Annotated in this window: 17 protein-coding genes and 1 pseudogene; 2 read left to right on the top strand and 16 right to left on the bottom strand. The window is 34.2% G+C overall.

Annotation, left to right across the window (positions count from 1 at the left end):
* Positions 1 to 430 precede the first annotated feature (430 nt).
* Positions 431 to 547 (top strand): annotated as a pseudogene (locus tag NEH74_RS12745) (IS1595 family transposase); the annotation flags it as partial.
* Positions 548 to 732: 185 nt separating this feature from the next.
* Entirely contained in the window at positions 733 to 1,320 is a 588-nt protein-coding gene (locus NEH74_RS12750; protein ID WP_055305122.1) for a DUF1349 domain-containing protein, read from the top strand.
* Positions 1,321 to 1,660: 340 nt separating this feature from the next.
* Here NEH74_RS12750 and NEH74_RS12755 read toward each other — a convergent pair whose 3' ends face one another.
* The 16 genes from NEH74_RS12755 to NEH74_RS12830 all read right to left on the bottom strand — a co-directional run bounded on the left by NEH74_RS12755 (position 1,661) and on the right by NEH74_RS12830 (position 22,341).
* Entirely contained in the window at positions 1,661 to 3,169 is a 1,509-nt protein-coding gene (locus NEH74_RS12755; protein WP_055305124.1) for an FAD-dependent oxidoreductase, read from the bottom strand.
* Positions 3,170 to 4,067: 898 nt separating this feature from the next.
* Positions 4,068 to 6,227: a hypothetical protein gene (locus NEH74_RS12760; RefSeq protein ID WP_202966249.1), complete on the bottom strand. Its 2,160-nt coding sequence runs from the start codon at positions 6,225 to 6,227 to the stop codon at positions 4,068 to 4,070.
* Between the two features lie 26 nt (positions 6,228 to 6,253).
* Positions 6,254 to 8,317: an efflux RND transporter permease subunit gene (locus NEH74_RS12765; RefSeq protein WP_262941438.1), complete on the bottom strand. Its 2,064-nt coding sequence runs from the start codon at positions 8,315 to 8,317 to the stop codon at positions 6,254 to 6,256.
* A gap of 445 nt (positions 8,318 to 8,762) precedes the next feature.
* Positions 8,763 to 8,996 (bottom strand): hypothetical protein, encoded by a 234-nt coding sequence (locus NEH74_RS12770; RefSeq protein WP_055305127.1) that lies wholly within the window; start codon positions 8,994 to 8,996, stop codon positions 8,763 to 8,765.
* A gap of 133 nt (positions 8,997 to 9,129) precedes the next feature.
* Positions 9,130 to 10,641, bottom strand: a complete 1,512-nt coding sequence (locus NEH74_RS12775) for a sodium-dependent transporter (RefSeq protein WP_262941440.1) — start codon at positions 10,639 to 10,641, stop codon at positions 9,130 to 9,132.
* Positions 10,642 to 11,056: 415 nt separating this feature from the next.
* On the bottom strand, positions 11,057 to 11,512 hold the full coding sequence (gene msrB / locus NEH74_RS12780) for a peptide-methionine (R)-S-oxide reductase MsrB (protein WP_055276184.1): 456 nt from the start codon (positions 11,510 to 11,512) through the stop codon (positions 11,057 to 11,059).
* Between the two features lie 292 nt (positions 11,513 to 11,804).
* The gene (locus tag NEH74_RS12785) at positions 11,805 to 12,941 is read right to left on the bottom strand and encodes a serine hydrolase domain-containing protein (RefSeq protein ID WP_055305133.1); all 1,137 of its coding nucleotides are present in this window, start codon (positions 12,939 to 12,941) and stop codon (positions 11,805 to 11,807) included.
* Between the two features lie 180 nt (positions 12,942 to 13,121).
* Positions 13,122 to 13,628, bottom strand: a complete 507-nt coding sequence (locus NEH74_RS12790; protein ID WP_055276188.1) for a hypothetical protein — start codon at positions 13,626 to 13,628, stop codon at positions 13,122 to 13,124.
* A 354-nt stretch (positions 13,629 to 13,982) separates the two neighbouring features.
* Complete coding sequence (locus tag NEH74_RS12795) at positions 13,983 to 14,726, bottom strand: hypothetical protein (protein ID WP_262941441.1); 744 nt, start codon at positions 14,724 to 14,726, stop codon at positions 13,983 to 13,985.
* A 506-nt stretch (positions 14,727 to 15,232) separates the two neighbouring features.
* On the bottom strand, positions 15,233 to 16,393 hold the full coding sequence (gene metK / locus NEH74_RS12800; RefSeq protein WP_212723315.1) for a methionine adenosyltransferase: 1,161 nt from the start codon (positions 16,391 to 16,393) through the stop codon (positions 15,233 to 15,235).
* A gap of 18 nt (positions 16,394 to 16,411) precedes the next feature.
* Positions 16,412 to 17,284, bottom strand: coding sequence for an agmatinase (gene speB / locus NEH74_RS12805; protein ID WP_055276715.1), 873 nt, complete (start codon positions 17,282 to 17,284; stop codon positions 16,412 to 16,414).
* Positions 17,265 to 18,131 (bottom strand): polyamine aminopropyltransferase, encoded by an 867-nt coding sequence (gene speE, locus NEH74_RS12810; protein WP_055276717.1) that lies wholly within the window; start codon positions 18,129 to 18,131, stop codon positions 17,265 to 17,267. Before speE ends, speB begins: the two co-directional genes overlap by 20 nt.
* A gap of 21 nt (positions 18,132 to 18,152) precedes the next feature.
* Complete coding sequence (gene speD / locus NEH74_RS12815; RefSeq protein WP_055276719.1) at positions 18,153 to 18,578, bottom strand: adenosylmethionine decarboxylase; 426 nt, start codon at positions 18,576 to 18,578, stop codon at positions 18,153 to 18,155.
* 18 nt (positions 18,579 to 18,596) lie between these two features.
* Positions 18,597 to 20,117, bottom strand: coding sequence for an aminotransferase class I/II-fold pyridoxal phosphate-dependent enzyme (locus NEH74_RS12820; protein ID WP_262941442.1), 1,521 nt, complete (start codon positions 20,115 to 20,117; stop codon positions 18,597 to 18,599).
* 437 nt (positions 20,118 to 20,554) lie between these two features.
* Positions 20,555 to 21,454 (bottom strand): GGDEF domain-containing protein, encoded by a 900-nt coding sequence (locus NEH74_RS12825; RefSeq protein WP_262941443.1) that lies wholly within the window; start codon positions 21,452 to 21,454, stop codon positions 20,555 to 20,557.
* A gap of 20 nt (positions 21,455 to 21,474) precedes the next feature.
* The gene (locus NEH74_RS12830) at positions 21,475 to 22,341 is read right to left on the bottom strand and encodes a hypothetical protein (RefSeq protein WP_262941444.1); all 867 of its coding nucleotides are present in this window, start codon (positions 22,339 to 22,341) and stop codon (positions 21,475 to 21,477) included.
* Between the last annotated feature and the right edge of the window lie 471 nt (positions 22,342 to 22,812).

Here is a 22,812-nt window from a genome sequence, read left to right on the forward strand (position 1 = left end):
CATATCAATGAAAGACCTTCGGAAGTGATTCAAAGACTCTGCGAAAAAATGTGAAAAACTTATCTGTTTATATAAATAATAAAAAAAACACTGAATCAGTGTCTTTTAGATTAATAATATATCATTACAAATAGAGAGGTATGAGAAAGAGAAGAAAGGTGAGCTCTAGTTGAATGTCTAAGTTGTGCTCATTAGTAGTATGGATTATTTATGATTAGTTATACAATGTTATAGTCATTTTTTTATTTTTTAATAAAGAAAGGCTCTGTTTTAGAAAGGTGTTGATATTTCACACAGAATTTGCATAACTAACTCCTAAAATATCCATTATAATATTATTAGAACATACGTTTGATGGGTTTGATTTATACCAAAAGCAGTTATTTTAGCACTTTTAAAGCGAGTAGCATCAGTTGATTTACCAGAAATTTTAGTCGAAGTTGAAAAAGGAATCTCAAAGATTCAAAAGGTATATGTTCAATCACAAGCAAGTTACTCTGTCATATCAAATGAAAGTATTAAAAGACGCAAACCACAGTTTATATAATTTAACATCTATAAATTACATAAATTGTTAATAGGTATTTAAGTAAGTGTTTTTTTGCTATATTCCTATTTTATTACAATTAGTATATAATTAACCTAAACATTAAGTAACCAATGCTATGAAATCGAGGTTAGATTGTTGTTAAATAAGAGCTATGAATGATAACTTTTATAGGGGGGAAAGATATGTTGTTGAAAGGTTATAATTCTACTTGGATTTACGAACCTAAAGAATATAATTTATCAGATGAAAAATTAATGATTAAGACGGAACCTAAAACAGATTTTTGGCAAAGAACCTACTACGGCTTTCAAAATGACAATGCGCCTGCATTACTGATTCATACAAGTGAAAAATATTTTTCTTTTAGTGTGAAAACACAATTTAACAGTAAACATCGATTTGACCAATGTGGGGTCATAATTTATCAAGATAGTGATAATTGGTTTAAAGCATCTATAGAATATGAAAATGAGAACTATCAACGATTAGGGAGTGTTGTGACTAATCATGGGTATTCAGATTGGGCAACAACAGATATCCCAGCTAAACAAAAAGAAATGTATTATAGGCTCAGCCGACGTGATAGTGATTATTGTATTGAAAATTCATATGATGGAATTCATTATAAACAAATGAGGATTTTCCATTTATTTGAGGGGCAAGGCAAAATAAGAATTGGAGTATATGCTTGTAGTCCAGAAGATTCTTCATTTGAAGCCACTTTTACAGAAATCCAATTTACAGAATGTAAATGGGAAGAACATAAGTAATTAGAATAAATTAAAAAGAAAAAGGCTGAAATATAAGTTTCAGCTTTTTTTCTTTTTAAATATCAACATTATTCTAAAACATAGCGTAAAGAAAAAACACCATTGCCGGTCAATGGTGTTTTAGGAATGTAGGTAAAGATAAGGAGTGTGAGCACAACAGGCTCAAATCTATTATACGTTCTATTTGAACTGCCTTCAACCAAATCCCCTCAATGAAACACAATAAAATGAAATAGGGGAGTCGTTAACATCCTTTTTTGACGATTTACCACTAGTTTCGACACTAAAAACATAACGTTTATAGCATCAGTTGTTGTTTATGAGTTATTTTGTAGATAAATTAAAAGAGGTTCGGATCAATTTTATTTTTCGTCGACTTCAATGAATAATGAGCAGGTCCCGAAATAATCTCACCTTTATATGAGAAACGTGATGCATGACATGGACAATCCCATGTACATTCTGCACGATTGAAATTCAACTCACATCCTAAGTGAGGGCACGTAATGTCGACAACAAATAACTCCTCATTTTCATCTTTATAAACGCCATATTTTCCTTCATCTGTAGAAATAACTGTCGCTTCACCAGGATTAAGTGAGGTTACTCCTTCTACGTGTTGTAATTTTCCTTTCAACAATTCAAACGCCACTTGAGCATTATAAAAGATTAGATTTTTGATTTGTGCTTTTAAATTTTTACGTTGTGGACTAAATAAAGGTTCATATGGATTTTCTTTGTCTAAAATTAAGTCACGTAAAAGTAGGGCAGCTGCCGTACTATTCGTCATTCCCCATTTTCGAAAACCTGTTGCGACAAAGATATTATCATTCTCTTGCATCCGACCGACAAAAGGAAGCTTATCAACCGTCTCATAATCTTGTGTTGACCATTCATAAATCACATCATCGACATGAAAATTCTGATGAGCAAAACCTTTTAATGCCTCATACTTAGCCACTGTATCTTCTTGATTTCCTGTTCGATGATCTTCACCACCAATGAGTAATAAATCTTGATAGGTTCGAACGGAGTGCGTCGGCTGTTCGTAAGACAAATACATCCCTTCGGGTAAATTTTGTGCTCCCTCACAAGCAATTAAATAAGAACGAGAAGGTTCAATTTTAGCAAAGAGTAGGGCAAGATCGTCATAAAAAGGGAAGTGTGAGGTTTGAATCACTTTTTGGGCACGAATTTCCACATGAGAAGCTGTCTCAATCACATAAGCAGAATCTTGTTTTTTTATATCTGTGGCAGGCGTATTTTCATAAACTTCAATATTAGAAGCTTCTGCAATAGAGTTGAGTAAGCCAAGTGTATATTTTAAGGGATGAAACTGTGCCTGATCCTCTAAAATCAATGCTTTCTCAATCGCAAAAGGTAAATCTAATTCATCTACCAAATTTCCCTTTAACCCTAACGTTTGATAAGCTTTAAACTCTTTTTCAAGCACAGGAACATACGTAGGATCTTGCGTATAAATTGCTGCAAATTTTCGTTCAAATTCACAGTCAATCTTTAATTGCTGAATGGTTTGCTCAATGAAATAAAGGGCATCTGTTTGAGCATTCGCATAGCACTTAGCTTGATATTCACCGTAAGAATGGATAATTTCATCATAAACAATATCATGCTGGGCCGTCACTTTTGCTGTTGTATAAGCCGTCGTCCCATGTAAAACATGATCGGAATCAATTAAAACAACTTTTAAATCAGTATCTTTGAGTAAATAAGCTAACGTCACACCAGTAATTCCAGCTCCAACAATACATACATCAACATCTAGAGGATGTGTAAGTGTCGGATAATTGGGTGCCGAAACCGTATCTAACCATAAAGGAACACGCATATAAAAAAACCTCCTAAAATTAAGATAATCTTAGTTTTAAACACTAAAACTAAAATATGTACAAAAATCTATATACAAACAGAAATGTTTTCTACATTTAATACATCAACCGAAATATGAGATGGTTATGCCGTGCAAGGCAGACTATAGTCCAGCTAAAAGTTTTTACGATGTAAAAAACTTATCTGGACTTATATAGTCATTGTGCCTAAAATACCAATAATCCTCATTATGTAAACTTATAAGTTTACATAATATATATTATAGGAAGTTATATATGAATTCTTATCAACCCTTGATATTACACTCTTTCTTACCTCATTATTTCCGTTATTTCTATATGTTTTTAAAAATAACGGAGTCAAAACAGATTCGATTTTTTAGTTATTTAACATTATAGAAAGAATTCGATCAAAGTCATATTTGAATTTAACAAAGTTAGACATGTCCGCTTTAATCCACTGGACACCCTTCATATCTGGTTTCTTATTACACACTGAAATTAAGAGAAAGTTATCACTTAATATTTTAGCAACTTTTGAATCAGTCTTATGGCTACGAATTTAATTTGATAATACTCAAACTCGATTCGCTCACGATTTTAGAATTACAACGTGCGCTCTCCTCTTCAATGACTATCTATCCCCACTTTTCAGCTAATCGTTCCATCCTGTTCTTCTCAATATCCGTACAACACTGGCACATCTAATCAACTCAATCTTCTCACGACAAGTCCAATCTAGCCTATTAAATACTTACTATTAATTTCAAATACTAAATTAGTGTCTTAATAAAAAAAGCAACTCAGTAGCGTATTGCCATCTAGTTGCTTTTTCTATAGTAAACCGAATTTAATTATTTAAACATTCTCAAGTATTCGTATAAAAGATATTTCAGCCTACTCAATGCCAAATAGTTTTAACAATTTACCCCAAAAATTAAGTTCTTCTACTGGTTGTGAGTAATTCTCCTCTACTTCCGATACCTCAATCGCCTGACTCTGAATGACAAACTGTACCGCATTTACGTTCGTATTTTTTTCTGATACAAATGAAACAATATCTCTGTCTCCTCCAGTGATACTTTCTAACAATTCATCTATTTTATCACTGATTTCTGTATCCATGCCTGACGTTTCTTCACGCATTGTTGTGGTTCCATCCTTTAATTCACCGGTTCCATCGTAAAGATCAACGATTCCAGTCAACAATTTAGCAACTCCCTCATCTAATGTGCCAGTTCCATCTGTTAATGTCCCTGTCCCATTATAAACTTCAACAATTCCTGAAAGTAAATCACTGGTTCCGCTATAAAGTGTTTCTGTTCCATTTTTTAGCGTCCCGCTACCTGTTACTAGCTTAGTCGCCCCATCAGATACCTGTGAATAACCGGCAAGGATTTCTGACACCCCTTCTGTATAAGCATTAATTCCCGAATCAAGTTTTTCATACTCAGTCACTAAAGTATTAATTGCCGTCGATAACTCAGTGAGCTTATAAGCTAGACCGCCAAGCATATTAACAAGTTCATCTATTTTTGCATCAAAGATTGTATAATTCGTTTGTAATGCTGTTACCGCCTCTAACAATGCTGAGAGATTTTCATGAATAGTAGAGAGATAGCTTTCTGTCCCACTAATGCTAGCATTATTAGCTCCAAATAGTGAAATGATATTATCGAGTTGCGCTACTTGGGATTGAAGCTGTGTTGTATCTACTCCAGCTGCTTGCAGTGTTGCAATCTGCTCACTTAAAGAGACAATAGTGGCTTGTAACGCATTAATCGCTGAATCATTACTCTGTTTTAACGCCTCAATATCCAGACCATTTTGTAACATGACAGATTTATAAGACTCATAGCTTACGTTTTGATATAAAAAAGACACATTAGACACCAAAGACTCTATACCTGATTTAAGTTCACTAGAGGCTTGGATTAATGCTTTAAAATCATCTGTTGTTACTGATACACTGTTAAGAGCGCCTTGAATCTGTGACAATGCTGATTTGATTTTAGAAGAACCCTCCGTTAAAGTAGATGATTGACCGTTCAAAGACTGAAGTGCCGTTTGAATTTGGACAATCCCATCATTCAACGACTGAAGTCCCTCATTTAATGCTTCTGCTCCAATTTGTAAATTTGCCACGCCACTCTGTAATGAACTCCCACCATCTTTTAAACTTTTAGTCCCCGCATACAAATTTTGAACACCATTTTGTAAATCGTTAACCCCCGCTTGTAAATCATTCTTAACACCCTCTTGCAAATCAGCTACACCACTTTTTAGTTCGTTAGCTCCATCATCCAACTGTTCAATCGCATCTAATAATTCAGTGACTCGCTCTATTAGCTTTTCATCATCCACTTCAATATTCAGATTAAGTGGAATCCCGTTAATCGAAATGCCCCCCATTTCAAAATCAGTGACATCAGCCGTAATCGTAATGTCTGCTTCCTGACCAGGAAGCAAAATATAAGTCAATTGCTTATCACTACCCACATTCGCAATAGTTGCCTCATTTGCCACAATATTTGCACAATTTTTTGTATCCAATGTTAAAGAGGCTTGAAGGGCATAAGTATCAAAAAAATCGGACTGCCCTAGTTCATTTTTACTTACAGATATCTTAATTTTCAAACTTCCACTCTGACCGGCAATTTCATCAGCGGTATATTCTTTATCATCCATATAATACTGAATACTAATATCCCAAGGAATCACACGACTATCAAGTTTCCCTTCGTAATAAAGCTTTCCTGCCTGTGCATCAATTATTATTGTATCATCAAGATTTTTAATTTCATCTGTTGTTGTCATATTTCGAATGGACTTATATTTTCCGTAATCAACTATTTCACTATTTTCATTCAACTCAAAAATATTGACAACATTAATTTCCTCCACTGAACCATCGTTATTCAGATTAATATATACGACTTCTTCTTTGGGTGTATTTTCAGATACGGCATGTGCCATCACTGGTAGCATTGAAATAGACATCAATACAGCCAATGTAGTGGCAATCACTTTACTTTCATTCCCTTTTACACTTTTCATTTTCAGATGACCTCCTGTTAACATTCTTAATCAGCTCCCATTTGTATCTGCTTGATTTTCCTTTTCCGAATAATTAATGGGTCAAATAGATATAAAAGTCCCGGTAGCACAAACAATACAATGATTAATGATAAGATAGCACCGCGTCCAATAAAAATACCAAGCTGTCCTAACAGCTGATTTGTCGTAATATATCCAAGTAATAAGCCAACTACCGTTAAGACACTTCCTGATGTCAAGATAGAAACAGTCACATCAGAAATTGTTTGAATAACCGCTGCTTTTTTGTTCATCATTTCACGATTTTCCTTATATCGATCGGTCATTAAAATAGCATAATCCACAGTTGCCCCAAGCTGAATAGAACTGATAATCAAATAAGCAATATAAAAAATAGGCGTATCCATAAAGTATGGGATAGATAGATTTATCCATATGGCTGTTTCAATACTAAGTACTAAAACAATTGGCAAAGAAATTGATCGTAGTGATAATAAGAGAACAATAAATACGGCTGCAATTGCCATAAAATTAACCTTAACCATATCATCGGTTACAGTCTCCATCAAATCATACGTGCTGACACCCTCACCAGCTAAATAATACGTATCAGAATAATATTTTTGTGCGATGTTGCGAACTTGTTCAACTAAAGCAAAAGTCTCTTCTCCCTCATAAGGAACATCAACTGATAACACCATTCGACTATAATTTTTTGATATCAACTGTGAGAGTGTATTTTCATCTAGATATTCCAGTGGAATCTCTGCCCCAGCCAAATCCACATAAGAAATAATGCTTGTGACTTGTGGTAGGTTATTTAATTCCTGAGAAAGTTCTGTTTCAGTGGCTGTATCCCCTGCTGGCACCATCAGTACATAGGTATCACTTTTGCCAAACACTGATTCGATTACAGCTGTATCTGATCCCAGTTGGGTTTCATTACCAAAAATATTAGATGAACCATAATAATAATCATTAGCATTAGAAGCTAAATAAGCAGGTATAATGAGGATAACAAAAATACAAACCATAGGAATTGTCATTTTTTGCACACTCTTTCCAAATAAATCGAACTTAGGTAATAAGTCTTTATGTCTTGTTTTATCTAACCATTTATAGGTCAATAAAATAAATGACGGCATGAAAACAAATACCGTAATCAAACTAATTGCCACGCCCTTTGCCAAAGCAAGACCAAGATCAGGTCCTAGTCTAAATTGCATCAGTACCAGTGCCAAAAAACCAATAACTGTTGTCAATCCACTAGAAAGGATCGAGGATGTTGACTTACAAAGTGCCTCCGTCATCGCAGCTTTAACGTCTGGATTTTCTTGACGGCATTCTTCAAAACGATGAAGCAAAAATACCGAATAGTCTAACGAGACTGCAAGTTGTAAAATACTTCCTGCTGCATTCGTAACAAACGATATCTCACCAAAAATCAAATTCGTTCCATTATTAATGACGATAGCAAGACCAAGGCCGATCAGAACAATCAGTGGCTCCATCCATGAATTTGTCGTCATCACTAGGACAACTAAAACGAACAAAACTGTAAAAATTGAAATTTTATTGACTTCTAAAACAGTCTCAGTCGTTGAAATAGCTGTTGAAACAGCACTTCCTGTCATCGCATTATCTTCACCTATGATTTCACGAATACTAGATACCGCTTCAATACGACGATCTTCCTCAATGGTCACTGTAAACAATGCATTATTATCCTTATAATAAGTTTCGAGAGTATCAGTATCTAGTGTTGAAAGAGGAACAAAAATACTGACCACATCATCTAGCCAAGTAACAGCTGTGACTCCATCAACAGCTTCCAACTTCTCTTTATATTCCAAAGCCTCTGGAATTGTAACATCAGAAATCATGATACGCGCATTAGGAATCCCCCCATCGAACTCTTCTTGCATCAACTCAAGGGATACTGTAGAGGGACTACTCTCTGGCAGATAGTCATTAATATCATAATTGACCTTAACTAGATTCCCAAGTAATAAACACACCACAAAAACCATCGTAAAAATCATAACCATCGTTTTCCGATGATTTACGAGACTCATATAGAATTTTTTCATGCCTCCTCCTCCTAATCCCTTCCTAATATTACCTATTAATACTACGCAAAAATACCCTCAAAATATTACTTTTTGTGCGAATTAAAATCAATTTTCTGATATTTTTTTAATAATTACCTGTATTTTAGTGATAAAAAAGAACAGTAAAAAATACTGTTTGCTAAAAAAACTAATTATTGATGAGATGCTATCTGATCACATTTATTCTATAAGATTATAATGCCCACTCTCCATACAACCAATCTTGCGACTCATTGGATTTAGTAATCGCCTTCTACTTCTAATTACTCCTACTTAAGTAAGATTTTCATATCGTCAAGCTAGAAGTTTATATAAACTTGCTATATCTTTTATCATTTACTGCCTAATGTTTAGGGTTTTATAAAACCTCCTCATACTTATATTAAAAAAACAATTATAAAAAATACTTGGGGAATTTTTAATCTTATTTAATTAAACTAACTGGGTGTTCATCAACGATTTTTTGAATAATTTCTTTAACTTCTTGCTCAGAGATTTCTAAGTGCGCAAGTCCCCCACATTCACAGGCCACACTACTTTGGATACTTTTAAAAATCTGATGATAGATTTGTTTTGGCTTTTTAAAGGTTTCTCCATCCTCTATCATGTACTGATACAGCATTTCTGCCTCTTTTTGAATATAAGCTTGATCGTCCATCAAAACCCTCCTATCTAAATGACTCTATCATAACTAATTTTACCTTGTTGCGTCAATCCTCTGACTTTTTTAGATGAATGCGACGTCACATAAAAAAGACCAGTCTATTTAATTAAGACTGATCTTCCCTTTATTAAACTGTCACTTTTTCATTTTCGACAGACTTTGACTGATCTTTTGTAGGAATGAAACTCATGATTATACCGAAAACAACGGTTAAAGCGACAACGGCCCATCCTCCTGTAACTAAATGTGCCACGGGATAACCATCGTATGGATTTTTAAGATTAGTAATGAGATATGTTACACTAATAAATAAGAAAATAACTGGACAGATGTATTTAATCGCAACATCCCACCAAACCCCATACTTGAAGTTTGTATTAGAGTTGAGATACTCACGAAGCTTTTTAGCCCCAAAAATCCAGCCTAATGCGATACATTCCACCAATCCAATGGCAATTAAATTAAAATCATTCACAAAATGATCAACAATATCTAACCAATATAGTCCAGCACGAGTCGCAAAAATTAAACTTGCACAGAATCCGACCACGCAAAACCAGAAGGTTGTACGTTCCTTATTCCATCCAAATTTATCAACAAATGCTGTAATAATCGCTTCAATGATAGAAAATGCCGAGTCAATCGCTAATGTAAATAACATGATAAAGAAAATTAATGAGAATAAAATGACTCCAAATCTTCCACCAGGCATTTGTCCTAACGCTTCAGGATAAGTGACAAAGGCGAGCATAATTCCAGTATGCTTCATCTCGGCAATCGGTGTTCCACTAATTTGAGCTAGATATCCAAGTGTTCCAAAGGCAGCAAACCCTGATAAAAAGCTAATTCCAGCATCAGCTAAACCGATAATCATTGCATCCTTAGTCACTTCTGCATCTTTCCCCAAATAACTTCCATAGGCCACCATAATGGAGAATAAAATACTCAAACTAAAGAAAATCTGACCATAAGCTGCGTCCCAAACATTAATATCCAATAATTTAGACCAATCAGGAACTAAATAATAACTTAATCCTTCTAAAGCACCAGGTAAAGTCACCGCGCGGAGGATTAAAAACATCAGTAAAATAATTGGTAAAATAACAGTATATTTTACAACCTTCCCTACAGATGCTACGCCATGACGAATACAATACCAAATGCTTAGCCACGCAAAGACTAGCCCAAGTAAAACAACAGGACTAAATCCTCCTAAATCAAACATCCCACTTGAGACTTGTAACACCCCTTGTGTAAACACTTCAGCTGCAGCTTTATCCATCCACGGTACTTTAAAAGATAACGCAACATAATCAATCACCCAAGCTACGACAACAGAGTAGTAAGCCGCGATACAAAATGCGGTTCCTACTCCCCACCATCCAAACCATTCAAATTTCTTATTTAGTTGAGCGAACGCCCCTGGTGCACCTGATTGAAACTTTTTACCAATTGATAACTCTAAAGCTAGTAATGGGATTCCAGCTGTAAATAAGGCAATAAAGTATGGAACTAAAAATGCCCCTCCCCCGTTTTGATATGCGATTCCCGGAAATCGCCAAGCATTCCCTAACCCTACGGCTGACCCAACCGCAGCCATGACAAAAGTACTTCTTGAACTCCACTGTTGACGTGCCATATAGGATTCCCCCTTATGATTTATTTAATTAGATCCTTACTAGATTTCCCCCTCTAGCAAGAATTTAATTACATAATTTGGTAATTGATAGCTATTTTAGCATACCGTATTAGAAAATCAAGAGATAAAATAGACGTTTTTTTAACATTATTCTATCCTTATTCCTCATAAAAAAAGAAAGCCTTAACATTTAAATTTAGACTCTCTTTTATTAAAACTATTGATTAGAATAAAGTTAAAATCGTATTTTGATTAATCTTTCTTCACTCCGTTCAACGCTTTGGAATGATTGATTAGATCGTATTAAAGCGGTATCAAGCTGCCTAGAAAACAATGGATCTCCTATTCGTGATGAAACCTCATTTTCTACTTCTCGTATTGCTTGTCTGACAATCTTTATTACGTTTCAATAAAGTCATTCATTTAAACGTAATAACGGTAAATACTCCCCATAACCCGCTGCTTGCATCTCTTCCTTTGGAATAAATCTTAAAGCCGCCGAATTGATGCAATAACGTAATCCTCCTTGTTCAATCGGTCCATCATTAAACACATGGCCTAAATGAGAATCTGCTTGTGCACTTCTAACCTCAATACGATGCATGTTATGTGACCAATCTGCCTTTTCCTTAATCATTTGGCGTGAAATAGGTTTTGAAAAAGCAGGCCACCCACAACCCGAATTAAATTTATCACACGATAAAAACAAGGGTTCCCCACTGACAACATCGACATAAATCCCTTCTTCAAAATGCTGATCATATTCGTTATAAAACGGTTGTTCGGTTGCATTATTTTGTGTCACCTCATATTGTAAAGGTGTCAAATTCATTCTTAATTCTTCTGGTGATGGTTTCATATATTTCGTCATGATTTCATTTCCTTTTTGATTTCTTGTTAAATGGTGTAAGATTTTTGCGATTTCCTCGGTCTATGATTCATTATTTCCGTCCTTATTTCTCTTTATACCACTGATGAGAGGCTTGTTTCCAAATTTCATTTAATTTTCCCCTTTCTTATGAATCTTTACCTCCTATCATAGCATCGTCTCTTAATCAACTATTTAATTTAATTCATTTCCTTTAACTGACCTAGCCACTATACTAGATAACTTTAAAGAGCTAAATAAAAAGGAACTCTTCAATTAAGAAGAGTTCCCTTTACTATTCCACTTCCGCTAAAACTAAACGAGCCAGATTATAAGCCATGAACATGTCATTTTCATCATGATTTGTTAATAAAATGACCGTAACTTTATCTTCTTGATGACGGAGTAACATCGAATGCCAACCAATTAAATTTCCAGGGTGAGAAACTGTGTCCTCTACCCCCGTATTGACATACCAACCATAACCATATGATTTAGTTCCAACTTTCGAAGACTCTTGAGTCATTAAATCGTAACTTTCCTGTGAAATTAACAGATTAGAATGTAACGCACGATCGTATTTATATAAATCCATGGCTGTCGAATGAAGTCCACCAGAGGAATAACCAAAGGATGGATGTAAGACTTTAGCTTCATCGCCCTCGGAGATATTCCCATTATAAGCTGTTGCCATATTTTCTAATACTAATCCTTCCATATTCAAACCAGATTGAGTCATTCCGGCAGGAATCAAAACATGTTCTTCAATATAGTCTGCATAAGTTTGACCACTAACCTGTTCAATAATGGCTCCTAAGACATCATAGCCTAAATTTGAATAAATTGAATACGTTCCTGGCTCCTCATAATATAAATTCGAAGACTTAAACGCAGGTGCAATAATTTCGTCAACAGTTGTTACCTGACTGTAATTTGTTAAATCATCACCTGAGTATAAGCCTGATGTATGAGTTAACAATTGATGAATCGTTATTAACTCTGCATTTGGCATATCTGGAAAATACTTATCAATCGTCTGATCTAATGTTAATTTTCCCGCTTCAACTAATTGTAAAATGCTAACAGCGACAAATGACTTTGAAACAGAAGCAATTTGAAATTGATGATCGACTGTCATTTCTTCCTGCTCATTCACTTGAGCTAATCCATACGCTTTTAACAGAATAATTTGATCACCTGAAGCGACTAATGTTACACCATTAAATGATTGATCAAGTAAATAGGCATCTAACGATTCAGCCAATGGCTGATAATTAGATGAAATTATTTCACTCACTACTTCTAATGATTCTAACTCTACTGTTTCTATCTCCGGTTTTGGAACAACATTTAATGCCTTGAGTTGGGGAGAACATCCACCTATCACCATGAGGATACTTACTAAAGCTATTAATTGTAGTTGATTCTTCATAAATCCTCCCAATATCACCAATTAATGATTTGATGATTTAAAATCATCCCCTCATCACTATACCATAAGTTACCTTAAAAAACTCTTAAGTTCGACAAACTTCTAGATAAAATCCATATTTTACTTCTATTTAATAAAAAAGTTATATTTTACAATAAATCCCTGAAGGTTTTAATAGATCTAATTAGCGATTGAATACCCTAATAGCTGATTAAATCGTGAGACAATTTCTTGGTTCGGATGAATGGTTAAATATTTTTCAAATAAAAGACGATAGCAAGAATCATTTGAATCATTTAATGGAATTTCTACTTTAATATAGTGTGGACTAACAAGAAATGACGCATCATTTCCATAGTCTTTTTCAATTCCTAAAGCATATACTCCCCAATCAGAACAAGTATAGCATTGATTGTGTTTTGCTTCCTCACAAAACGGAGTAGATTCCCCTGTCGAATCTAATTGCGCTTTAACATTCTCCATTGGATTTAAAAACTCGAGTCTCACTTTATAAAGAGGATAAACGGTACGGATCACTTGCACCTGAATCTCATTATGAGAGACTTCTTTAACTTCTATACATACATGTTCACTTTCAAAATAAGGAGAATTATGTCTTAAATATTCAATTCCATGTTCCCCCTCCACTGAGACTGATTTTAAATAGTTAAATAACTTATAAATCATACTTATCACCTCGTCCTAGGATTCCACTTCGGAAGAATTTCCTCTTTCTTAATAAGTGTATGACATAATTTTAGACGCTATGACAAAAAAAGCTATCAATTGAAATATTCAACAGTTTCAGTTTTATGGATTTTAATCACTAAATTTCTGTTAAAATGGTCAATTAAATGATTTTATACCTAAAAAGGTACTTATCGAGTAGGGTTTAATCCGCTTGAATAAGTACCTTTTTATTAGAAGGTTATATTTTAAATCTAAATATTTTAAGAGCATTCAATATTACTTATTAATAATGATTATAGTTTCCTAACTCTTCTAAAACAGGGCCTAATAAAAGTAAAAAAGCCCATAACCTTAGTTATGGGCGAGGAAATTATCGGTTTCTGATAGAAAGATAATCTCTCCAAAATTAACATATAAACTTTCTTCTCCTGTTTTTACGTTTCGCACATAGGTTTGAAAGTGGTAATCAGAATTAAGTAATCCCTCTAATAGAGCACCAAAAGGTGTGAGGTGTTTACTGTAAGAAAAGAAAACAAAGGTTTCATCTTGAGAAAGAGCACGAGGAACGTAACCTGGTGAAAACTTTGCATCATAGGCTCCGTAGAAATTTTTGATTAACATGGTTTCATCCGTAACGGCATCCTTTAAGTATAAATCACCACCTTCTTCGTAAAATCTATCCTCAGCCATTATGGAATGAACACGCCAATCTGCTTCTAAATCGAGGGTGGAAATTCCAAGAGAGGTTGCCGTTCCATCCTCATTTAATTTAAAAAGTCCCCAATCTTCTAATGCGTCATCATAGGCTTCAAAAATAAGACGGTTATTTGCTTTATCATAGGTAATACCCGAAATGTTTCCATTATCAATGGAATCTTGATGTTCGTAAAGTAATTGTTCATTCTCTAAATTAGCTTGAGAGGTATAAATTTTCAAAATGGAATCTGTATCACGTCGGGTATATATAATTTGACCTGTTAACTCATTTAAAACATCTTGATTGTATTGTCCCCCGACACATCCCCATGCAAATAATGAGAGTAAGCCAGTTATCACAATGGCCAGACTGAACAGAATTATTTTCAATAGTTTCATTTTTTTACCTCTCCTTATCAGTCAATTTTTACTTATCATGAACTATATTAGTCTTGTCCTCTTGATTATATCACAAAAACAGGAAAAACTTTACATTTTAGAACAATAGAGTAAAATAATAATTGTAAAAATAAATGACAAAAAGTAGGTAAAATGACAACCCTTTATATAAGGCTAATTTTTCTAATACATAAGGGAGTTATCGCCTAAAATTATCGTTTTATCATTTGAAATTACAATCGTTTTTGTAGATATTTTTACAGTCATAAAAAAGTCGGTAATAAATTTATTACCGTAAAATTTAGTGATGTAAAAACTAATGTAAAAATCGTCATATTTTTAATAAATAATACTTAAAAACGTTGATAATACAACAAAAGCAGTCATTGTAAAAGTGACTGCTTTTTTCTTTGTAAAAATTAAGGTAATTTACTTTTTTCAACCCCAAAACTGAAACTGTTTTTGAAATATTTATAGCTTTTTTTCTTTCTATATTATATAGGAATTTATACTGCTAATTCGATCACTTGTTCCCAAGGTAAGTTGGCTTGTCCAAAGTGACCATATGCGGCTGTTTGTTTAAAGATGGGTTGACGTAATTGTAACATTTCAATAATTCCTTGTGGATGTAACTTGAAATTACGTTTAATGATGTTAACTAATTGCTCATTTGAAACATTTGCAGTTCCGAAATCTTCAACTAAAATCGATGTTGGTTCAGCAACCCCAATGGCATAAGATAATTGAATCTCACATTTTTCAGCTAAACCATTCGCAACGATATTTTTAGCAATGAAACGTGCCATGTAAGCTGCTGAACGGTCTACTTTTGTTGAGTCTTTTCCAGAGAAAGCTCCTCCACCGTGACGGGCATATCCACCATATGTATCAACAATGATTTTACGTCCTGTTAATCCAGCATCTCCATCTGGTCCACCGATCACAAAGCGTCCGGTTGGGTTAATGAAAATACGAGTTGCTTCATCCATTAAAGCAGGATCAATGATTGTTTCAATGACATGCGCTTTTAAATCAGCAACGATTTGTGCATGTGACACTTCTTCATCATGTTGAGTTGAAATAACGATCGTATCAACGCGTACTGGTTCATTTACTTCATTGTATTCAACCGTTACTTGTGTTTTTCCATCTGGACGTAAGTAGTCTAATGTTCCATTTTTACGAACTTCACTTAATTTTTTAGCTAATTTATGAGCTAATGAAATGGGTAACGGCATTAACTCTTCAGTCTCACGACAAGCATAACCAAACATTAATCCTTGATCGCCCGCTCCGATCACTGCCTCTTCTTCATCTTGCTCGCGCGCTTCTAATGAAGCATCAACCCCTTGTGCAATATCAGGTGATTGTGCATTTAACTCTACCATCACGCGGCAGTTATCTGCATCTAATCCAATTTCTTTTGCTGTATATCCGATTTCACGAATCGTTTGACGAACAATCGCTTCAAAATCAACTGTCGCTGTCGTTGTAATCTCTCCTGTCACTAAAACTAAATCCTTTGAAGCAACTGTTTCACATGCGACACGCGCCATTGAATCTTGTGCTAAAACTGCATCTAAAACTGCATCTGAAATTTGGTCACAAACTTTATCTGGATGCCCTTCTGTTACTGATTCTGATGTGAATAATTTACGTTGTTTCATAAATATCTCCCTACCTATCTATTTACTTGCTACTAATAATGCTAATTCTCTTAATACTTTACATGCCACAATCGTTGATACGTTAGCTGTATCATAATGTGGACTTAATTCAACCATATCGGCTCCAACTAATTCGATGTCAGCTGCTTTAATTGCTTTAAACACCGTCTCTAGTTCACGATATGTAATTCCACCTGGTTCTGGCGTTCCAGTTCCAGGGAAAATAGATGGATCTAAAATATCTAAATCAATCGTGATATATACTTTTTTCCCTGATAACTGTGCCACAATATCTTTCACGCTATGAACAGTGAATGGCTCCATATAAGTATGGTGATCTTTTAAAGCAAAATCGAACTCTTGCTTCATTCCTGAACGAATACCAAACTGATAAATGCGACCATCACCAAGAATATCCCAACAACGACGAATAACTGTTGCATGCGATAATTTTTCATTGTTATACGTTTCACGTAAGTCTGTATGCGCATCAAAATGTAGAATATGAATATTAGGATGCTTTTTCACTAATGCTTCAATAACTGGAAGTGTTACTAAATGCTCTCCACCAATCATTAATGGCTTTTTATGATCATTAATAATTCCCGCTGCAACTTCTTCTATCTCAGATAAGATTTTCGGTGTATTTCCGTTCGATAAAGCGACATCTCCCGCATCACAAATCGAATAATCTTCTAAATCTAAATCAAGCAATGGACTGTACGTTTCGATCCCATCTGATTCACAACGCATCTGTTGCGCGGCAAATCGCGTTCCTGGACGATAAGAGGTTGTTCCATCAAATGGAGCACCGAAGACAACCACATCTGCGTCTTCATAAGAGGCTTCCATAGCTAAAAACTGAGCTGCATTACTTAGACGATTTTGCATCTTCAAGCATCTCCTTTACAAATGTCGGTAACATGAATGATCCTACATGGATATCTGTGTTATAGTACTTTGTTTTTAAACCTAATGCGTTCCATTCATCAACTTTCGCATCTTTAATCGGATCAAATGTTTTAGAAGCAAATCCAAATAACCAATGTCCTGATGGGTATGTTGGAATATGTGCCTGATAAACCTTTGCAATTGGGAAAATACGATTAATTTTTTCATGAGCACGTTTCATTTCGCGTGCATTATGAGCAAAGTAGGGGCTCTCATTTTGATTCACTAAAATTCCATCTTTTGATAAAATGCGATAACAATTTTGATAGAATTCTGTTGAGAACAATCCCTCTCCTGGACCAATTGGATCCGTTGAATCAACAATAATTAAATCATACGTTTCATCTTTGGCATTAGCTACCCAAGCTACCCCATCTTCAAAATATAAATGAATTCGTGAATCTTCTTCTAATTTAGAAGCTGTAATCGGTAAAAACTCTTGTGACGCACGAACCACTAACTCATCAATTTCCACCATATCAATTTTTTCAATTGAGGAATAACGTGATAATTCACGAGCTGTTCCACCGTCTCCACCACCGATAATTAAAACATTTTTAATGTTAGGATTTACACACATTGGTGTGTGAACGATACAATCATGGTAAACAAATTCATCTTTTTCATTAACCATCATTAAACCATCTAAGGTTAAAAACTTTCCTAATTCTTGGCTTTCAAAGATATCTACTTGTTGAAAATCTGACTTTTTTGAATAAAGTTGCTGATCGACTTTAATTGAAAAACGTACGTTTTCTGTCCACTCTTCTGTATACCAAAACTCCATGTTTATCTCTCCTTTTATGACTTACACTGCAGCCGCTTCAATTGGTTTATGTGTAATTAATCCTAAATCATTTTTACTATGTTTTTGAATTTTTGACGTTAATCCACGTGGGATTTCAATCGATTCACTAAATTCAGATTTTAAAATGGTTTCTAAATATTCAAAACTCTTCCATGGATCAATCTCACCACATGTGAAGAAATCAGCAGATGCAAATCCATATTCAGGCCATGTATGAATCGTTAAATGAGATTCAGCTACAATAACAGCTCCGCTAACTCCCCATGGATTAAAATGATGAAAAACAGAATCAACAATCGTTGCTTTGGCTTCTAACGCTGCTTGATTCATTGATTGTTCAATGAGCTCAGGGTCTTTTAAAACTTCTGGATCACAATTGTAGTATTCAACTAAAATGTGACGACCTAATGTTTCAACTTTATGCATAGGTAACACTCCTTTATCTTAAGAAAGATTGTTTTCTTTAATCACTAATAACTGTTTCATTGCTTTATCAACATTATCTGTTAAAAAAGCATGACTTTGTTTGAGTTGCTTCAAGGAAATAATCACTTCTGAAGTAATTCGTTCACCTGGGGCAACAATAGGGATACCTGGTGGATAAGCTAAAATGGATTCACCCGCTAATCGCCCAATGGCTTCTTCGAGCGGAACTAATTCTTTTTCACTAAAGTAGGCATCACGTGGAGATAGTTCAACTTGAGGATGACTCACTAATTTAAATGGGGTTTGCTCAATGTTAGATTCTTTGTGATGCTGACTCGCTATGTCTTTAAACGCCTCAATTAAGCGATTAATATTTTTTAATTGATCACCTAAGCTAATCACAGCTAAGACATTATTAAAGTCAGGCATCTCTAATTGGATATTATATTTTTTCCACATCAGGTCATAGACTTCAAATCCCGTTAATCCTAATCCTTGAACATTTACCCCTAGTTTAGTCACATCATAAGACTGATGGTAAACACCTATCGGTTCAATCGTATGCAATCCTGGAATTTGGTTGATTTTATATCGCGCATATTCACTTAAATAAATCGTTTTAGATAATTGTTCATGGCCATTTAAGACTAAATTCTGGCGCGCTCCATCTAGACTACTCATGAGTAAATAAGAACATGAAGTAGATTGTAGCATGTTAATGACTTGTTGAACTTTTTTAACATCAATGCGTGCTTTATTAACAAGCAAAGCAGACGCTTGAGTTAAGGCTCCCCCAGTTTTATGAATGCTCACACATGAGACATCAGCTCCTAATTCAACTCCCGAAGGTGGCAGATCAGGATGAAAAGGAAAATGTGCTCCATGTGCCTCATCCACTAAGACAAGTACATCTCTTTGATGACAAATTTGAATAATTTGCTCTAAATCGGTGACAAAGCCATAATAAGTTGGATTTAATAAAAATACAGCTTTGATGTTTGAATCTTGATTAAGCATTGATTCAACATCAGATGGTTTAACATTACAAGCAATTCCTTCTTTTCCTAGCATTTCTGTTGGCAAATAAACAGGAGTTGCTCCACACAGAATCAAACCATTCAATGCTGACTTATGAATATTTCTCGGTAGCAATACTTTATCGTTCGGTCCTAATACTGACATTAGCATACAGTGAATCGCCGATGTGGTTCCATTTGTCATAAAAAAGGCAGCATCTGCATGATAGGCATCCGCTAACAATTCCTGTGCTTCTTTAATAACTCCTTTAGCATTCGATACATTATCAAGCAATGGCAGGGAATTAACATCCATTCTCATCAGTTCATGTCCAAAATATTGATTTAATACCTTTACTCCCTGACCACGTTTATGACCAGGAACATCAAAAGCTGCAATATCTTGAAGGCTATATTCTTTTAAAGCCGATAACAGTGGAATGTCACGATGTTTTTCTAATCGGTTAGTATCTACGACTGAGACATATTGTGTGTTTAAATCCATACATTTCAAATGACTCACTTTATTCTCCTCCTTTCTATGCAAAGAGATTTATTTCTCTTCCAGTTACCAATACAAGACGATTTGTTTAGTATTTATAAACTTTTTAGGCAAAAAAAAGTTTTTTCAGTTAAAAACACAAAACGAACTCTTTCATTTTTTTGCTTTATCACACAAAAATCAACAACAAAAACAGGATAAAATACTATATCTTGCCTATAAATGGATTTTTATTCACCTTTTATTACCCTGTTGACTGATTACCAGCACAACATCGACTATAATAGTACACTTTTTTTCCTTTAGCAATACTTTTTTAGCAAAAAATATTAAAATTTAATTATTTTTAACAACTTGTTTTATATTACTAAACTTAACTTGCCTCATTCAATCCAGAAGTTTAATTTATATAAACTAACAAAAAAAGACAATCCTGATTTTAGGATTGCCTTTTTTTGTTAACTAATAACACAATTTCTACCGTTATTTTTTGCCTGATATAGTTTTTGATCTGCTTCTTGTAATAATTCAGTTTGTTTTAAATTACCTGATTGACACATTGAAAGTCCAATACTACACGTTAAGCGGTGAACATGATCCCCAATTTTAAAAAAATGACGCTCAACAGACTGGCGAATTCGTTCAGCAACTTTATTCGCATGAGAGAAATCCACATTTTTTAAAATAACAACAAACTCTTCCCCACCATATCGACTCATCCAATCGATATCATGACGAAGGACTGACTGAATCACTTCAACAAATTGCTTTAACACTTCATCACCGACTAAATGTCCATGTAAGTCATTAATTTGTTTAAAATGATCAATATCAATAATCATGATCGCTAAATTCGTTTCATAAAAGCTACTATACATTATTTCTTTAGCTAACTGTGTTTCAAAGTAGCGTCGATTATAAACTTTTGTTAACTCATCCGTGTTAGCTAACTCCGTCAAAGTTGTTGTTGTATTGAGTGGTAACGCTAAGTTAAAAGACAAATCAGAAAAGAAATCATCAGCTGTCACTTTTTTCAGTAGTTCTACAATGTATAAGCGACCTTCGCGTTCGATTGGCAAGGCAAATATACAATACGCCCCATCTTTATAGCGTTCGATTTTAAAAGTAGATTTCTTGTTTTTATAAGCCACAAAAGACACACAATTGCCACAAACGGTATCTTGTTCCCAAAAATCGTAACAATGACGCCCTTTTCTAGGTAATTCAATTGAGCTGCACGCCCCTTCTTCTTTAATCAGTTCCTTTTTAATGGGATCCACAATACGGATACTATCATATAACCCAATAAATATACTTAATCGCTCACGAATTTCATTAATCAATTCTGTTTCAAACATTTGTCTGTCCCCTTTTATTATTAGATTGCTGATTCTTCTCCTTTTGATAACTGTTGATCTAACTGCCTTTTCAATCCGTCATTTTCTTGGACTAATTGCACGACCTTTGATTCATAGTCTTCTTTTAACTTTTCGATCTTTTCGCTGTGGTCTTGTTGTAATAAAAGACGCAATTCTTGTAATTCAAGCGTTTGTTTTCGTTTTAGCAACTCAATCTCTTGCTCCATTGCCACTTGATTTTGATTCATTTTTTCTGAAAACTTATTCTTTTGCTCTTCTTTCTCATCTTCAATCACATGAATTCGACGATTTAAACGTTTAACTTCCTCTTCTTTGTCTTCAATTAACGCTCGAAGTTTAGTTAACTCCTCTAAAGCTACATCTGCTGTTTCGATTTTGACTTCAACTTCAACAAATCTCTTCTCTAATTCACTATTTTTCTCCCGTAGTAAATCATTTAAATCTTTTAAATTACGTCGCTCTTCTTTTTGAACAGTAACTTCTTGTTTTAAACCTTTGACTTGATCCTTTAATTGTTGGATTTGTCGTTCTTTTTCTTCTAATTGTGAAAGTTGTTCTTTTAATTGCGCGATTTCTTCTTCTTGCTCATAAAGTTGTTGATTTTCTTTATTCTTAGTTTCTAACTCACGTAATTGTACGCGCTCTACCATATTGATATAAATGTCCGCCATACGCTTTGTCAAACGTTGAAGTTCATCAATATCTTGTGTGAACTGATCAGATCCTGTCCCGATTTGTCCTAATTCAAACTGTGTCAACATCATTTGCATTAAATCTTTATTATTCATCCCGTTTTGTTGTGCCAATTCGAGAAATCGATTCTTCAATTCTTCATCTATACGTACACTAAATACTGCATCTGCCATTTTCTCACCTTTTTTGCTACATTTTTATCTATTATAGCATATTTTTTAGTATTTTTACACCCTACATGTTTACACCTTCAAAAAGTATACATCAGTATACAAGGCATAAAACATCCATATACAACAAGTTTACTTATGTTTACAAATGTATACAAAACTAATTACAAAATATTATATTCAATATAACTTTTATTATATTGAATATAATTGAGGGGATTAAAAATAAGCAAAAAAAAGGGGGAACAAAGAAAAATGAAGAATAAAAAAAAGGGAAGAGACGAGTTAAATTATGGAAAACAAAAAACTAACGCAAAACGACAATAAAAATAATGAAAAAGAGTGAATAAATTAAACTGAAAGGATAAGAACGGACAGAAGCGATGAAGGATTACTAATAAGTAAAACGTAACGAATAATAAGAGAAGAAAAAGGAGATGAATAATAAATCGAATGGAAATTAAAAAGTACAAC

The organism is Turicibacter sp. GALT-G1 (assembly GCF_025594995.1).
In the GTDB taxonomy this organism is placed as follows: domain Bacteria; phylum Bacillota_I; class Bacilli_A; order MOL361; family Turicibacteraceae; genus Turicibacter; species Turicibacter bilis.

Excerpts from the sequence above, each read along its gene's own strand:
- NEH74_RS12750 (WP_055305122.1), top strand. The coding sequence starts at position 733 with ATGTTGTTGAAAGGTTATAATTCTACTTGGATTTACGAACCTAAAGAA.
- NEH74_RS12755 (WP_055305124.1), bottom strand. The coding sequence starts at position 3,169 with ATGCGTGTTCCTTTATGGTTAGATACGGTTTCGGCACCCAATTATCCG.
- NEH74_RS12760 (WP_202966249.1), bottom strand. The coding sequence starts at position 6,227 with ATGAAAAGTGTAAAAGGGAATGAAAGTAAAGTGATTGCCACTACATTG.
- NEH74_RS12765 (WP_262941438.1), bottom strand. The coding sequence starts at position 8,317 with ATGAAAAAATTCTATATGAGTCTCGTAAATCATCGGAAAACGATGGTT.
- NEH74_RS12770 (WP_055305127.1), bottom strand. The coding sequence starts at position 8,996 with ATGGACGATCAAGCTTATATTCAAAAAGAGGCAGAAATGCTGTATCAG.
- NEH74_RS12775 (WP_262941440.1), bottom strand. The coding sequence starts at position 10,641 with ATGGCACGTCAACAGTGGAGTTCAAGAAGTACTTTTGTCATGGCTGCG.
- msrB (WP_055276184.1), bottom strand. The coding sequence starts at position 11,512 with ATGACGAAATATATGAAACCATCACCAGAAGAATTAAGAATGAATTTG.
- NEH74_RS12785 (WP_055305133.1), bottom strand. The coding sequence starts at position 12,941 with ATGAAGAATCAACTACAATTAATAGCTTTAGTAAGTATCCTCATGGTG.
- NEH74_RS12790 (WP_055276188.1), bottom strand. The coding sequence starts at position 13,628 with ATGATTTATAAGTTATTTAACTATTTAAAATCAGTCTCAGTGGAGGGG.
- NEH74_RS12795 (WP_262941441.1), bottom strand. The coding sequence starts at position 14,726 with ATGAAACTATTGAAAATAATTCTGTTCAGTCTGGCCATTGTGATAACT.
- metK (WP_212723315.1), bottom strand. The coding sequence starts at position 16,393 with ATGAAACAACGTAAATTATTCACATCAGAATCAGTAACAGAAGGGCAT.
- speB (WP_055276715.1), bottom strand. The coding sequence starts at position 17,284 with ATGCAAAATCGTCTAAGTAATGCAGCTCAGTTTTTAGCTATGGAAGCC.
- speE (WP_055276717.1), bottom strand. The coding sequence starts at position 18,131 with ATGGAGTTTTGGTATACAGAAGAGTGGACAGAAAACGTACGTTTTTCA.
- speD (WP_055276719.1), bottom strand. The coding sequence starts at position 18,578 with ATGCATAAAGTTGAAACATTAGGTCGTCACATTTTAGTTGAATACTAC.
- NEH74_RS12825 (WP_262941443.1), bottom strand. The coding sequence starts at position 21,454 with ATGTTTGAAACAGAATTGATTAATGAAATTCGTGAGCGATTAAGTATA.
- NEH74_RS12830 (WP_262941444.1), bottom strand. The coding sequence starts at position 22,341 with ATGGCAGATGCAGTATTTAGTGTACGTATAGATGAAGAATTGAAGAAT.